The organism is Bacteroides sp. ET225, assembly GCF_024733745.1.
Lineage (GTDB): Bacteria > Bacteroidota > Bacteroidia > Bacteroidales > Bacteroidaceae > Phocaeicola > Phocaeicola excrementipullorum.
Genome location: NZ_JANRHN010000029.1, coordinates 1 through 15,662, shown reverse-complemented (window position 1 = coordinate 15,662; position 15,662 = coordinate 1). Strand labels below are relative to the sequence as shown.

Genomic DNA, 15,662 nt, shown 5'->3' with positions numbered 1-15,662 from the left:
TGCCTGTGAGCAAACAGCCCGTTTCCTTTCATTCCTGAACGCTTACCTTAATGTCACTCACCTCAATCGAACCGCCGTAATTGTTGATTGACCAACAATTCTTCTGTATACCGTAAATACGGTTGGTATAAGCCACATCGTCGTTAATGTAAACCACACAGACCGAATTGTCCGTATAGACCGTGATGTTGTACACATTGTCAGATGGAGTATTGAACACATACCCGTCTATGCCTTCGATGAAGCCTTTTCCCTCTTCGCCTTCCTCTTCAAAATTGACTTTTCTCGTTGTTCCCGGTTCCGGATTGACTATGACCGAATAATACTTCTTGGAGTCCGTTCCGCGAACCAACGAGAAGCCGAACTTGTCAGAGGCAGAAGCCGTCTTTACCGTAAACGAGATTTTATTGTGCACCTGCAACCTATTGAACAACATGTATGAATCGCCCGTCATCGTGTAAACGCCATTGTTATTCGCCACTCCCGACTCACTCTGCGACATAATCTTCACTTCTTGCTCCGATGCATACTTCCTGTCGATGCCTTCCACTGCGCCTAAGGTAAGCGTACCGTCCTCATGCTGGATTATCCTATGAGCCACAAGATTTCCCGCCCATTCCGGTTCGTTCGGAGATGCGCCCACATTCGTATTGTCGTTTCCTGCGCGTGTCGGACACCATCCCCAAATGTAGCGGTTCGTCCCGTCTGAAGCGGTTTTTCCTGCATAGAATCCCCTTGAATCCAAGAAGCCTTCGTGACTGTCCGGCCAAGTGACGACATCATTCGCAGTGGCCGCCTTCAATTCGTCCAAAGTGCGTCCCTTGAAATACTGCACCTTGCGGATTACCGCATGTTTCTCTGAATAGACCAGATACCACCAGTCACCCATCTTGAACAGGTCCGGACACTCATAGAAACGGTCCCACATCATGGTCATGAAAACGCCTGCATGACTCCAGGTCTTCAAATCGGGCGAAGTGAACTCAACCAGTTTGCCTTTCGTTCCCTCCATCGTGGAAACCAGCATGTGGTATGCGCCGTCATCGCCCTTAAACACAAACGGGTCACGAAAATCTGACCTGCTGTACCCGTAGTCGCTTCCCGCCAGATAGAACGACCTGTTTTTTGTCCATGCCTTGAAGTCGGGGGAAGTGGCCACCATGACCACTTCTTGCCCCGCCGTATGCCCCGTATAGAAGGTATAGTACAGCTTTTCCGCTTCATCATAAATTGTACTTCCCGTCCCGATGGCAGCATCAGGTTCCGACACCGTTCCTGTAGGAATCAGTTCCCCCAACGAAGTGTACGAAGCCGCATCCGCCGTACTCACCGCCCAGATGGGATGATAAGTTTCCGCATTCGGACGATAATCCTGAAGATACAGAACCTTGAAGTCCTTGGCCACCGGATCATAAAACGGCATCGGGTCGCCCACATAGCCCACGTATGGTTTGTAATATGTGCCGAACGTCATCTCGTCGGTCGAAGCGAAATAAGTCGCTGTTCCGTCCCAGTCCTTTTGCGTCAAGACGGGGTCTTCATCGCTGCAACTGCCCAACGGCAGCAGCAAAGCAGTCAAAGCTAAAGAGTATATCATTGTTTTCATATTATTGTCGTTTATAAAATTAATCATTCACCGGATAAATAGTTGATTGCATTGAGGGTCATCGCCGCCACATTGCCGTGATATTGGTCATTCGATACGTCTACGCCATAAGAATACCAATCGTAAGCGCCCGAACCGATACAGAGGATACGTCCTCCGGCCGCATTTGCCGGATATTCCCATGCTACAACCGCACCATCGCTGCCATATCCCAAATCAATGCCGCCGTGATTAGTCTGCCAATCCTCCAATGTAGAATATCCGCCCCAATCAGAACCGATATGCCACTGAGCAGTGCTGTTCGTTATGCGATAACCCGTATCACAAGTGTAAACGCCTTGCTTGCCGTCAATCGTTTCAACCACCCCTTGATAAAGCGGATGGTCTTCATGTCCGTCTACGAAGAAGCTCCACGGACCTCCTGTTATTTCACCTGTTTCTTCCACTTGTCCCCAGCAGTTGTTCGGATTGCTTCCGTCTTTCGTGGCACCCATCTTCACCGCATAGTAAGTTGCATAACGGGTAAGCAACAAACTTCCTCCATTGTCATAAAACTCCTTCATCTTCACAACGGCGCTGATTGCATCCGGCGCAGCCGCATCAAACTTATCCATATTATCCAAACCGTTGTCAACGTGGAAGTGCCACCACATCACCTTGCATTCGTTCAAATCAACCCGACTCGCGCGCACATCCTCGAATGACACATACTGAGAGTTTGACACATTCTGCAACATCCATGTCGCCGCTTCCTTCTCTTCCGCATTCAGCTGGTCGATGGAAGAAGCCAAGCCCACATATACAGCGCTTGGAGAATCGGATTGCTCCACCGTAACCGTGTAGACCGTCGTAGCGGAATTATAAACTACCGTAAACTCTACCGGTTGCGAGAAGTCAATAGCCTGACCGGAAGCAGGAGTCACTTCCGCTCCTTCGGAAGTCGTAATGGAAGCCACCATGCTTGTAATGTCTACAGCAGTCGGGACACGCACCAGAATGGTATGAGCGTCTTCATTAATGACCCCTATATAGCTGTCGTTCAACCGGAACTCGGTAATTCTCGCCTCGTCATGCTTCACATTTACCGTATATTCCAAAAAGGCATTTCCATTTGTCACTTGCAGCGTCTGCGCGAAAGAGAAATCTGCCACATCTCCTACTTTCATGGAAGCCATAGCGCCTTCAGACACTTTGACGTCGGTTACCTCCATCGCCTTCGTGTCATAGCCCACAGGAACGCCCACCGTCACCGTCATAGCCTCGTTGTCGATTGTCCCCTCATATTCATCCAACGCCAAGTCTGTCAGCCAGCAATCGCCGTCCAACCGGAAATTGTCTGAAGTATTGTCATCGCTGCATCCTCCAAATGCAACCGCCGTCACAAACAGCCCCGACAAGAGGAACAGTTTGTTTATCATTGTCTTTGTTTTCATATATTCAATTTATAAAGTCAAACATTACCAACCGCCACAGTTCTGGGTATAATGGCCGTTGCTTGCGCTGATTTGCGCAAACGGAATGGGCAGGTATTCGTTTTTATTCTTGGTAAACGAAGCGTTCGTATAGATTGTGCAATTGTCAGCTTCCCCCGCATAGTATTTGTTCAGCACCTCTGCTGCCTCTCCCCAACGCACCAGGTCAAAGAAACGGTCGCACTCCATCGCCAGTTCCACACGACGCTCAAATTTCAGCATCTTCAAAGCCTCTTCTTGCGAATATGCGCCCGAATACGGCTGCACGTTAAACATCACGTGATAATCGGCAGGATAATTTGAAATCATGGCCGTACTCTGCTTTGCCCGGTTACGAACCTCATTGATAAGGCTTACAGCCTCATCTATACGACCGTCGTTCAATTGAATCAACGCCTCGGCACGCATCAACAGCACATCCGCATAACGGAGGACAATGTGATTCATCGAACTGCCCCAATAGCCGTTGCCTTTAATGATATAGTCGCAATCCGGATCGACATTCTGCTTCAACGTCACGTAATAGCCATACAGTCCGTTGCTCCGGCTCCACGTGGATGTTCTGTCCATCATATAGTTTTCATTGAACTCGTATGGCAGGCCAGACATACCGACGGTAAGGAACAGACGAGGATCGGCATTGTCCGACGTCATCTCATAATCCGCGTCATTGAACGTGTCGAAGAAAGGATGGCCGTCAGCATCCGTCTTGAAGGCATTCACCAGATTCTGGCTCGGCTTGTAGAAATCGCATCCGCCATCCGTCACTCCCGGAATATTAGGCACTATCAGACCATATCCCCAATTGCAGTTGCCATAAGTTGTTCCGTCATTCATGGAATACTGCATGGCCCACAACGATTCAACCCCATTCTCATACTGAGGCTCCGGACGGAAGTTGTTATGAAAATCCGATTCCAATCCATACCCTCCAGCAGTCATGATGCTCTTTTCCGTATATTGAATCACTTTCTTCAAGTCGTCCGCATTGATGCCGGTCACTTCATTATTTTCCGGATTGTCCTGACGGTAAGCCTTATAAAGATACGTCTTTGCCAGGTAAGCGGCAGCGGCTGCCTTTGTCGGTCTGCCCTTGTCTGCCTGCGTATCAGGCAGGTGGTCGTATGCAAACTGGAAATCATCGGCTATCAACTGCCATCCTTCATCATTCGAATAAGTCGTGTTCGAAAGGTTGTTGTATTCTTCCGGAGAAAGGTTTTCGTCGTTCGCAAAAACAATCTTCTTGTAAAGCTGCTTCAAAAGAAAATGGCCATGTCCGCGAAGGAATCGCATTTCTGCAATTCGCTGCTGCTTAAGCGGATAAACTGTTTCATCTACCTGATTCAACAACTGCAACGCGGTATTGGCGCGCGAGATACAGTTGTAAAGACGCTGCCACATGTCACTGATATTCCAGGCCGTAGTCATGATACCTTGTGAAATCTCCAACGTATGGAACACATCACCATCTTCCGTTCCGTTTCCACCTTTATAAGCGTCATCCGAACGGACATCATAATTCCACATTGTGAAAGAAGAGTTGATGTCTTCCGCCGTAATCCATATTGCATAAGCGGAAATTATCAAATTGTCCACATATTCAGGATTCTGCAATGTTTCGTTATCAATCGTCCCTTGAGGCACCTGGTCTTCCAAGAAATCAGAGCAGCCGGCACAAACGAGAGCCAATCCCAAAACAGTCGTATATAATATTTTTCTCATAATCCTCAATTTTTAATTGGTTAAAAACTAACATTGACACCAAAAGTCAGATTCATCGGAATCGGATAGCCGAAGTTCGGATTTTCAGGATCAACCCCCGTAAATTCTTTGCTCTTGATTGTAAGCACATTCTGGGCACTAACATACAGACGGAGTCTTTCCATCTTCATTTTTTGTGCCCATTTTTCGGGTACATTATATCCCAACTGAATATTACGGAGTTTCAAAAAAGAACCATTTTCCACAAAATAAGTTGACACACGTTTTTCATTATTGATGTCGTCACGGGACAATGCCGGAATATCCGAATCCGGATTCGTGGGTGACCAGGCATCAAGCACACGCTTGCCCTTGTTCAGGAAACCAATATTCAGTCCGCTCCACAAATCAGTTTCTTTCTTCAAGTCACTGATAACGTCCACACCCTGAACACCCTGCCAGAACATGGTCAAATCAAAGCCCTTATATTCAAGATAGATATTCAAGCCGTAGCTGAAAGCAGGGGTCGGATCATAAATCCATTGCTGGTCTGATTCATTGATTACACCATTGCCGTCAAGGTCTCTCCATCGGATACGTCCCAGCCCAGCGCCTTCCTGAGTCGCATGATTGTCAATTTCTTCCTGCGATTTGAAAATACCGTCGGCTACATAACCGACCTGTGAACCGTTCGGGTGACCGATTACACTTTCCACTCCATTTCCTCCGAACGTTCCGTTGGCAGCGACAGTAGCAGGAAGAGCTGTAATCTTATTACGGTAAGCCGAGATATTCGCATTCAAATCGTATTTCAGACCGAAAGCGGTTGTATTGCGGTAACCGATGTTGAATTCAAAACCTTTGTTTTCCATTTCACCGGCATTGATCCATTGCGAACTGCCTTCGCCCATAGCAGCAATACCTGCCATCTGTACAAGAATGTCAGTGGTCTTCTTCCAATACCAGTCGAATGACCCATACAAGCTCTGATTGAAAAGAGAGAAATCCAATCCAAGGTCAGTCTGTGTTGTGGTTTCCCATTTGATATCGTCATTCCCAATCTGGTCACGTTTAAATCCGGATTGAAGAATGCTTCCGCCATTGACACCGGCAATATCGTATGAAGTTCCGTAAGTCTGACCTCCGAAAGCAGAAGTACCGTAATTCGGAACATAAATAGTATAACGGGCGATGTTGGAAATTTCCTGATTACCGGTCTGTCCCCATGAAGCGCGGACCTTCAAGTCATCCAACCACGTCAGATTTTTCATAAATTTCTCCTGACTGATACGCCAGCCGGCTGATACAGAAGGGAATGTCGCATAACGGTTATTTCTGCCAAAACGGGAAGAACCGTCCCGACGCACTGTCACTGAAAACAAATACTTGTCAGCATACGTATAATTCAATTTACCGAAGAAAGACACCAGAGAATAACCTTCAGCCTTACCGTAAGCCTGTGCAGTTCCGACACCGGCATTCGGCCACATATAGTCAGGGGTGAGAATCGCAAAATCTTCTTTATAGCCTGAAAACCAGCTGTCATCTTCACGGTTCAACTCAACACCGGCCATCACATCTCCACGATGCTTGCCGATTTCCAGGTTGTAGGTAGCTACCGCATTCCACATCCATTTGGTCCAATGCTCCTGTTTGGCCTCGATTGCATTTCTGTCGTTGGCGACATTGCCCTCCGTTATAGGATAAGTAAAAATACGCTGCTGTTTCTGAGCATAGTCCAAGCCAAAAGTAGAACGAATATTGAAACCTTTGAACGGGTTCAGATTAATATAAGCATCACCGAACATACGCCAATAAGTATAACGGTTATCCGCATTACGCTGCAGACGAGCTACCGGATTCTCACGGTCGGGATAGCCACCCACCGGACCGGCAAAATTTCCGTTGATGTCATATACAGGTAAAGAGGGGTTGAACTGAAGCACGTTCTCCAAGAAACCACCCGGAGCCTGTACCTCTGAAGTACGGTTCAATGTAAAATGTTCTCCAATAGTCAGAATATCGCCTATCAGCTTGTAATCCGAGTTCATACGGGCAGAAAAGCGTTCGAAATCACTTTCCTTGATAATACCTTTGTTTTTATAATACCCCAAAGAGAAAAAAGAAGAACCTTTTTCCGATCCGTTGCTTACAGATACGTTATATTGCTGAATCACTCCTGTACGGGTAGTTTCGTCAAACCAATCTGTATCGGCAGAAGGAACGGTATGGTCTGAATCAAGGAAACGGGACATGCTGATGCCATTCAGCTGAGGATAACCGTTGGCATCATATCCCCAACTGTATTTGTAGCCCAACGGATTGGTGTTCGGATCCTGACCATCGTTGACGTATGCCTGCCACATCGCCCTGCCGTATTCCTCCGCATTCAGCACTTCCATCTTGTTCGTGTACATGGAGGCAGAAACAGAAGCGTCGAAAGTCACGCTCAGCTTCCCTTCCTTTCCCTTCTTGGTAGTAATGATGATAACGCCGTTTGCTGCACGCGAACCATAGATGGAAGCGGAAGCCGCATCCTTCAAAACCTGGATTGACTCAATGTCGTTTCCGTTCAGTTCGTGCATACCTGCTTTAGTAGGAACTCCGTCTATGATATAGAGCGGATCATTATTGTTCAACGTACCGACACCGCGGATGCGGATAGTAGTGGAACCGCTCGGATTACCGTCAGCCGTAATGTTCATACCCGGCACACGGCCTTGCAAGGCTTTCATCGGGTTGTTCTCATTGGTCTTTGACAACTCGTCCATATCAACCACCGAAATGGCACCCGTCAAGTCAGCTTTGCGTTGAGTTGTATAGCCTGTCACCACCACTTCATCCAACATTTCGGAATCTTCTTCCAGAATGATGTTCATCACTGCCTGCGCCTTTAGCGTCTGGGGCTTGCATCCAACGTATGAAACAGAAATCTCGGAACCTTGTTTCACTGTCAAGGTAAACTTACCGTCCAGATCTGTGACAATGCCATTTTGTGTATTGCCTACTTCTATTACAGAAGCACCGATGACGGGCAATCCGTCCGCCTTGGCAACCACTGTCCCGCTCACCTGCATGTTCTGGGCATGGAGCGTCGCGCATAGTCCCATAAGGAAAAACGCAAAGAGGAATGTTCTTTTTATGCCTTTCATTACGCATTAAATTTTAATTGTTAAACATTGTTTTATCATCAGCTTGTTCAAATTCGAACACCGCAAATGTATCACATTGGAATGAAAAACAATGAAAAGAATGTTTCCTCCATATTCAAATTTGTTTCTCCGCAACATTTATGCTATATCAAGAAACATTTCAGCAACGCCTGCACGCACAAAAAAGAAACATTTTTTATCTTCAGGCTGGAAATAAAGATTTTGTACGGGAAGTCCGACTTTTACCCAACCGGAACGAAAGCCTTCGCCCGGACAAGAGCATAAAAATGCGTTCCGCCATTTTTATGAAACGACGGAACGCTTTTGCCGGCAGCAAATAACTGACCGGAAAAATATCAGAAGGCTTCTTTCCGCTTTCTGCAGGTGGCTATCAGATATGCGCCCAAAAGAATGAGAGGAACGCTGAGCCACTGGCCGATGTTCAGCATCATGTCCGCTTCTTCCGCCACCTGCGGATTCTTCATGAACTCCAGTCCGAAACGGGAGCCGAAGAATATCAGCAAAGACACGCCGGTGATAAGCCCGATATATTTCTGAAGATGGTATTTATGATACATCACCCACGAAACGACAAAAGCTACCAGGCAATAGAGCATTTCGTAAATCTGGGTCGGATGGCAGGGCTGCGCAACCCCGTCACGGTTATAAAGTTCCTGCCACTCGCGCGAACGCACAAATTCGAAACCCCACGGCAATGAGGTGGGATAGCCGAATATCTCGGAGTTCATCAGGTTTCCGAAACGGATGCACATGCACACGACTGCCACGGCAGGTATCATGCGATCGAACAGCCACCATACGCTCTTCTTCGTCACTTTCTTCGAATACCACACCAGTGCCAGAATCAGCAGGAACACCCCGCCGTGACTGGCCAGTCCTCCCTTCCATATTTTCAGGATTTCCAGCGGATGCGCTCCGTAATAATCCCACTCGTAAAACAGGCAGTGGCCCAAGCGCGCGCCTACCACACTGCTTACGATGCAGTATATAAACAGTTTGTCGGCCCAACTGTCGGGATAGCCTTCTTTCTTGAACAGGCGCGACACGATTTCGTATGCCAATATGAAACCCAATCCCCACATCAGTCCATACCAGCGGATTTCGATCGAACCAAGATGTAACATGACGGGATCTACATCCCATACAATACTTGCTAAAGTCATTTCGTTTCTTCTTTTTTACAATTATTTTCTGCAAAGGAACAAAAAAGCGATTGTACTATGGCAGAAGTTCTGTTAAAAATTAAAACAGGACAGATCTTTTGTCCGCTCTTCCGGCTTGCCTGGCGGCCCGGCACGGCTCATTTCAAACGAAACTCCGCCATCATCAATATTTTCCGGCGGCTTTCTCCCACACTTACCTCTTTAAAGTAACGGTAACGGCCAGGCTTGTTGGGATGTACGTCAGGAAGCAGATTCGCCTCAAACGTCGCGCTATCCCCCGGAGAAAGCACATAACCCAAATCAACAAACGATCCTCGGAGAGGAAGAACGTACCACCGTCCGTTCCGTTCGCAAGCCAGCGAATAGCGGGCACCGTATGTAAGCTTCATGCCGCTCCAGTTATGCAATGCAAAAAAAGCCTTTTCGGACTCGGCCGGAAAGGAAGGAGAAAACGGTTCCAGGCGGATACCCAACGTATCAGACGTACCGACTTTCGTGCACGGTTCGTTTCCGTCAGAACCTTCAAACCGAAGACAGGGAGCGTCCATTATCTTCTCGCGAAACTCTTTCCTCCGTTCGGGGGTATTCATCACAAGCCAGAACGTCACTTCCTGCAAGCCGACTCCCGACATCGACACATTGGCGCGTACCGCCTTATTCTCAGGCATCCGCAAACGCTTCCATATTTCTTCCTGCAAAGCGTCCAGCTCCTTTTCGGAAAGAAACTTTCCGCCTCCCAGCTTCTGACCGGATGCCAGACTGTCTTCCACGCACCGGAGAACCGTATCTTCCTGCACTGTCTGAACTGTGTCAGCAACTGCCTGCGGATGCTTGCCTGCCGCCTGCCTGCACATCCTGTCAAGGCAAGCAGGCATCCGGCAAGTAAAAGCTGCATTGTTTTCATAGCTGCACCGATTTGATCTACGCAAAAATAATCATTTCCTGCGAAACAAAATAAATTACCCTGCAACAATCCTCCAACTGTTGCAGGGTAACGGAAAGCAGCCGCACGACAATCAGCCGACTGCTACACGGCAGACAAATCTTATCACACCAGATGTGCAATCCACTCGTCACGGTCGCCCGGAAGCAGATCGACAACAGGAATTTCAATCATGGTATAGCATCCCGGCTGCTGGCGCATGGAAGCACGTGCCACGCACACCAGAACCTGAGCTGTCAGGGCAGGATTGTTGATCTTCATGTCGAACTCGAACAGCTGGTTATGCGTCTTTCCCGAAACGCCTTTACGGACAAGGTTTACACCGTGACCCACATCGTTCAAGTCGTCCACGCAAGCCACCTGCTTCACATGCGTTTCATCATTCACAAAATACGGATCAGACTTGATAGCCGCCTCCACGGTCTTGAAGTCAGCTCCTTCCTCCAGCTCCACATAAACCATACGGCGATGGATGCCTGTTCCCACCGGAATGGTCATCGACAGCGCATCCTTCACACCGTCGATGGCACGAACGGCTACCGAATGTCCCATGCTGCGTCCCGGACCGAAGTTGGTGTAAGTGATTCCCTTCGGAGCGATTGCCTCCAGCAACGTGCGGACAACCGAATCGCTTCCCGGATCCCAGCCGGCAGAAATCACCGAAACCGCATTGTGCGTTTTGGCCACTTCGCCCAACGAACGGCGCAAGCCGGTAATCTGTGTATGAATGTCAAAGCTGTCGACCGTATTGATGCCGAGAGCCAGAATTTCTTTTGCATATTGCTCTACACTGCGAGTCGGAGTAGCCAAAATAGCCACATCTACATCCTTCAGTTCCCTGATGTCTTTCACCACTTCATAATCGGCCAGCTCTGCCGGCTTGTTTTCTGCCCCATGACGGCGTACGATACCTGCCACTTCAAAATCGGGAGCGGCCTCAAGCGCTTCCAGCGTAAACTTTCCGATATTGCCGTAACCAACGACGGCTGCTCTAATCTTTTTCATCTTTCTTATTGATATTATTTAATAATCGGTTTCTTTCAACGCTGCAAAAATACAAAAGCAGAACTATTCTAAAAAAGAAGAAAGAAGCGTTTTTTCAAATATCCTGGCTATACTTACAATTTATAAGTTTTTTATAGCTATTTTTGCCTGCAATTTACGATTAATCAAAAAATCATGATTGAATATATCAAAGGAGAACTTGTAGAAGAAACGCCGGCACTGGCGGTCGTCGACTGCAACGGCTTGGGCTATGCCATCAATATTTCACTCAACACCTATTCTGCCGTCCAGGGAAAAAGAAACGTCAAACTTTACATTTATGAAGCTATCCGCGAAGACGCATACGTACTCTACGGATTCGCTACTAAAGAAGAACGCGAACTGTTCCTGATGCTGATCTCAGTATCCGGAATAGGAGGAAACACCGCACGCATGATTTTATCGGCATTGTCACCAGCCGAACTGTGCAATGTGATCAGCAACGGAAACGACAAGCTGCTGAAAACTGTAAAAGGCATCGGACTGAAGACAGCCCAGCGCATCATCGTAGAGCTGAAAGATAAAATCTCCTCCATCGGCATCAGTCCGTCGGCTCCGGCAAATACCATCAGCACAGTCGTACACAGCGAAATTTATGAAGAAGCCGTGGCTGCGCTGACCATGCTGGGATTTGCCCAGGCACCTTCGCAAAAGGTTGTTTCGGCAATTCTGAAAGAAGAACCGGAAGCTCCCGTTGAGAAGGTCATAAAAATTGCCCTGAAACGGCTTTGATGCAACATCGGGTTTCAAGAGAATGCGCCTGTGCATCCTCCTGAAATCCGTCTGCTTTTTCACTCTCCAGACAAGAGGGTATGCCAAAACACAAGTCAACTTTCACCCTCGCATCCCGAGCAAAGCAAAGAAACAACGCCCGACGAAGTCAATCTCGGAAACATAAGCTGATGCATGCAAGATATTTCACTTCGGTCAACATGACATCGCCTTTTTGCAGCCAAATTCCGTCATGCCTTTCCTATTCGACCGTAACCGACTTCGCCAGGTTACGAGGCTGGTCAACATCCATTCCTCTATATACAGCTATATGATAAGCCAGAAGCTGCAGCGGAATAGAAGCTACCAAAGGAAGCAGACACTCCAACGTATCCGGCAACTCAATGCAATAGTCTGCCAGCTTCTTTATTTCGGTATCACCTCGGGTCACAACGGCAATGACCCTTCCTTTTCTGGCCTTGATTTCCTGAATGTTACTGAGCACCTTGTCATACAGTGCCGATTGCGCCGCAATTACCACCACAGGCATCTCTGCATCTACAAGAGCGATCGGACCATGCTTCATCTCCGCGGCCGGATAGCCCTCGGCATGAATATACGAGATTTCCTTCAGCTTCAGCGCCCCTTCAAGAGCCACCGGGAAAGCATATCCCCGGCCCAGATAAATGAAGTTGCGCGCATAGGTAAACATCTTGGAAAAGTCTGCGATAAGACTGTCCTGCTTCAGCACTTCCCGCATCTTGCCGGGGATTTCCACCAGTCCGGCTACAGTCTGATGATATTCTTCCTCAGAAACAATGCCTTTTTCCTTTCCGAGAAGCAAAGCCAACAATGCAAGCACCATGACCTGACCGGTAAACGCCTTGGTTGAAGCGACACCTATTTCCGGCCCCACATGAATGTAGGAACCCGTATCAGTAGCGCGGGCTATCGACGAGCCTACTACGTTGCATATCCCGTAAATAAACGCACCTTTCTCTTTGGCCAGTTCAACAGCAGCCAGCGTATCGGCTGTTTCGCCGCTCTGCGAAATGGCAATCACCACATCATCCGAAGAAATGACAGGGTTACGGTAACGGAACTCAGACGCATATTCCACCTCGACAGGCACACGGCAGAAGCTTTCTATCAACTGCTTCCCGATAAGGCCGGCATGCCAGGAAGTTCCGCAGCCAACGATAATAAAACGATGGGCGCCGGCCAGGCGTTCCTTAAAGTTGGAAACGGCAGACAATGTCACCGTTCCCGCATCGGGATTAACCCTTCCGCCCATGCAGTCGCTTATACATCCGGGCTGGTCATAAATTTCCTTAAGCATGAAATGCGGAAAACCGTTTTTCTCCAACTGGCCAATATTCATGGCAATAATCTGAACTTCATGCGAACATTCCACATTATTCAGGTTAACAATCCGCAAAGGCATGCCAGCATGCAATACGGCAATCTCTCCATCTTCAAGATACACAGCCTTGTTGGTATAAGCAACCATGGGAGTTGCATCGGAGGCAAGAAAGAATTCATCCTTGCCTATCCCTACAACCAAAGGGCTGCTCTTGCGGGCCGCAATAATCTCGTCAGGACACCTTCTGTCGATCACGGCAATGGCATAAGCCCCGACCACTTCACGCAAAGCCAACTGCACAGCCGTCAGCAAATCCAGATTGCCCTGATTCTGTATATAACTTATCAGCTGCACCAGAACCTCCGTGTCTGTACTGCTTTTAAACGTATACCCCTTAACTGCCAGTTTCTCTTTCAGTGCCGCATAATTCTCAATAATGCCGTTATGAACCAAAGCCAAATTGCCATCAGACGAACAATGCGGATGAGCATTGACTGTGCTTGGTTCACCATGCGTAGCCCAGCGAGTGTGAGCAATGCCCATACGGCCGGTCACATCCTGCTTTTCAGCCACACGCTCCAGATCAGCGACCTTGCCCAACGATTTATATATATTCAAATGGCAAGAGTCGCTCATCAGTGCAACACCTGCACTGTCATAACCACGATATTCCAAACGCTTCAGCCCTTCAATCAGAATGGGATAAGCGTGGCGGTTTCCAATATATCCAACGATTCCACACATAAAAATGAATATTGCATTAAAACGATGCAAATGTACATAACAATCCGCAAAAACAATATCACATTGATACATTTTTGAGTGAAAACAAAACAATATTACAATCCTATTACATCCATTTCTGAATTATTGTCAAAAGAAAATCGCCGCAAGGCAAGTTTTTTAAAAATTTAATTTGTATCTCTACACATATTTATTATCTGCCCTATAGAAAAGAAAAGGCTGCCTCAAACCAAATTTGTGCAGCCTCTTCCTCTTGGAACTATAAACTAATCAAGTCAACGCATCACGATACGTCTTTCCGCTCTGTTTCTTTTCTATTTTCAGTTTGATGACAAACGGTTCGTCAGGCAAAGCAGAAGGAACATCCACGTTAAATTCATTGCGGGCTGTTTCCTCCACTTTCACTTCTTTTCCTCCAACAACCTGCGCAGCCTTTATACTGGTGCCTCCGGGTGTTTTAACGACCAGATGCCTGGAATAGGGAGGATTGAAGACAACCATATACACGTCATCGCCCTTGCGCGTGTAATATCCCCACGGCTGCTTTTCAAAGCCGGCATAGTCGCACCCGTAGATGCACTCGCCGTTCTTCTTCATCCACGATCCGATATATGCTGCAAGCTCTTTCTCTTCCGGACGGAAGTCGCCGTCACCTTGAGGACCGAAGTTGACCACCATGTTTCCTCCCATCGAAACCGCATGCACCACGCGTTCAAGCACCTCAACCGGAGTCTTCACGTAGCTGAGCGACCAGTCTTTGTGATAACCCCACTGGTTTTCGGGAACTGTCATGCATGCCTCCCAGTCCCAGCGGGTCACTTTCAGGTCTTTTACCGGATCGGGAAGGCGGCGTTCATAGCCCGATTCATAGTCACCCATCATATGTCCGTTGCTGTCGAAGTGACGCTTGCCATAGTCGTCCGCACGCAGACGGCTGTTGATTGTCACTCCCGGAAGCAGCTCCTTCAGCATCTTCTCGGCATGAGCTGTCCACCACCCGTTTTTCTTGATGCTGGCATCCCACGTGCCGTCGAACCAGAAGTCCTTCACCGTAGGATAACGTTCCGCCAGCTCTCTCAGCTGGTTGTCCGTGAACTCAAAGAAGCGGGCCATAGCCTCCTCGTCCTCTTTCGACTTGATGTCATAACGCCAGTCAGGATGGCTCCAGTCCATAACGGAGAAATAGAAATGCACGTCGATGCCTTCATCATTGTAAGCCTTTACCAGCTCGCCCAAAATATCTTTCTTATAGGGAGTCTGGGCTACCGTATACTTGCTGTACTTGCTCGGCCACAGACAGAATCCTTCGTGATGCTTGGTGGTAATCTTCACATATTTCACTCCCATTTGCTTCGCCATTTTCGCCCAGGCCTTGGCATTGAACTTCTCCGGGTTCCACTGGTCCATCAGCTTCATCCACTCGTCAGAAGAAACCTTTGCCCATGACTTCAGCCATTCAGCTGCACCTTTGTATACTTTCCCGTTCCATTCTCCGCCGGGAATGGCATACAGTCCCCAATGAATAAACGCGCCCAGACGGTTGTCGCGGAACTTCTGCATGGCAGCATCCTGGCGTTTGCCCAAGCGGTCTGCGCCATACTGCAGAGGTATTTCCAGGTCAGCAGGCAGTTTCTTCGGCTGGGCCTGCGCAGCCATCCCCACAGAAAACAAAGACAAGAAGATGAATGTCCTAAAAAAGTGTTTCTTCATAAATGATACTTAAATTAACTGTTAATGATTAT

10 protein-coding genes are annotated in these 15,662 nt (G+C 48.0%); 1 reads left to right on the top strand and 9 read right to left on the bottom strand.

Annotated features, from left to right (window positions below):
- Positions 1-28 precede the first annotated feature (28 nt).
- The 7 genes from NW212_RS11690 to NW212_RS11660 form a co-directional block, all read right to left on the bottom strand.
- A complete protein-coding gene (locus NW212_RS11690) occupies positions 29-1,606 on the bottom strand; it encodes a glycoside hydrolase family 32 protein (protein WP_258338821.1) in 1,578 nt (525 codons plus the stop codon).
- A 23-nt stretch (positions 1,607-1,629) separates the two neighbouring features.
- Positions 1,630-3,039 (bottom strand): DUF4960 domain-containing protein, encoded by a 1,410-nt coding sequence (locus NW212_RS11685; protein ID WP_258338820.1) that lies wholly within the window; start codon positions 3,037-3,039, stop codon positions 1,630-1,632.
- Positions 3,040-3,063: 24 nt separating this feature from the next.
- Positions 3,064-4,800, bottom strand: coding sequence for a RagB/SusD family nutrient uptake outer membrane protein (locus NW212_RS11680; RefSeq protein ID WP_258338819.1), 1,737 nt, complete (start codon positions 4,798-4,800; stop codon positions 3,064-3,066).
- 20 nt (positions 4,801-4,820) lie between these two features.
- Complete coding sequence (locus NW212_RS11675) at positions 4,821-7,889, bottom strand: TonB-dependent receptor (RefSeq protein ID WP_258338845.1); 3,069 nt, start codon at positions 7,887-7,889, stop codon at positions 4,821-4,823.
- Between the two features lie 398 nt (positions 7,890-8,287).
- Complete coding sequence (gene lgt, locus NW212_RS11670; protein WP_258338818.1) at positions 8,288-9,115, bottom strand: prolipoprotein diacylglyceryl transferase; 828 nt, start codon at positions 9,113-9,115, stop codon at positions 8,288-8,290.
- A 137-nt stretch (positions 9,116-9,252) separates the two neighbouring features.
- Entirely contained in the window at positions 9,253-10,044 is a 792-nt protein-coding gene (locus NW212_RS11665) for an immunoglobulin-like domain-containing protein (protein WP_258338817.1), read from the bottom strand.
- Between the two features lie 119 nt (positions 10,045-10,163).
- A complete protein-coding gene (locus NW212_RS11660) occupies positions 10,164-11,063 on the bottom strand; it encodes a diaminopimelate dehydrogenase (protein ID WP_258338816.1) in 900 nt (299 codons plus the stop codon).
- A 174-nt stretch (positions 11,064-11,237) separates the two neighbouring features.
- On the opposite strand from NW212_RS11660, the gene ruvA reads away from it, so the two are divergent.
- A complete protein-coding gene (gene ruvA / locus NW212_RS11655) occupies positions 11,238-11,834 on the top strand; it encodes a Holliday junction branch migration protein RuvA (protein WP_258338815.1) in 597 nt (198 codons plus the stop codon).
- A 241-nt stretch (positions 11,835-12,075) separates the two neighbouring features.
- Here ruvA and glmS read toward each other — a convergent pair whose 3' ends face one another.
- Together glmS and NW212_RS11645 are read right to left on the bottom strand one after the other, a co-directional pair.
- Positions 12,076-13,920 (bottom strand): glutamine--fructose-6-phosphate transaminase (isomerizing), encoded by a 1,845-nt coding sequence (glmS, locus tag NW212_RS11650; RefSeq protein ID WP_258338814.1) that lies wholly within the window; start codon positions 13,918-13,920, stop codon positions 12,076-12,078.
- Positions 13,921-14,190: 270 nt separating this feature from the next.
- Positions 14,191-15,630 (bottom strand): alpha-L-fucosidase, encoded by a 1,440-nt coding sequence (locus tag NW212_RS11645; protein ID WP_258338813.1) that lies wholly within the window; start codon positions 15,628-15,630, stop codon positions 14,191-14,193.
- Positions 15,631-15,662: the final 32 nt, after the last annotated feature.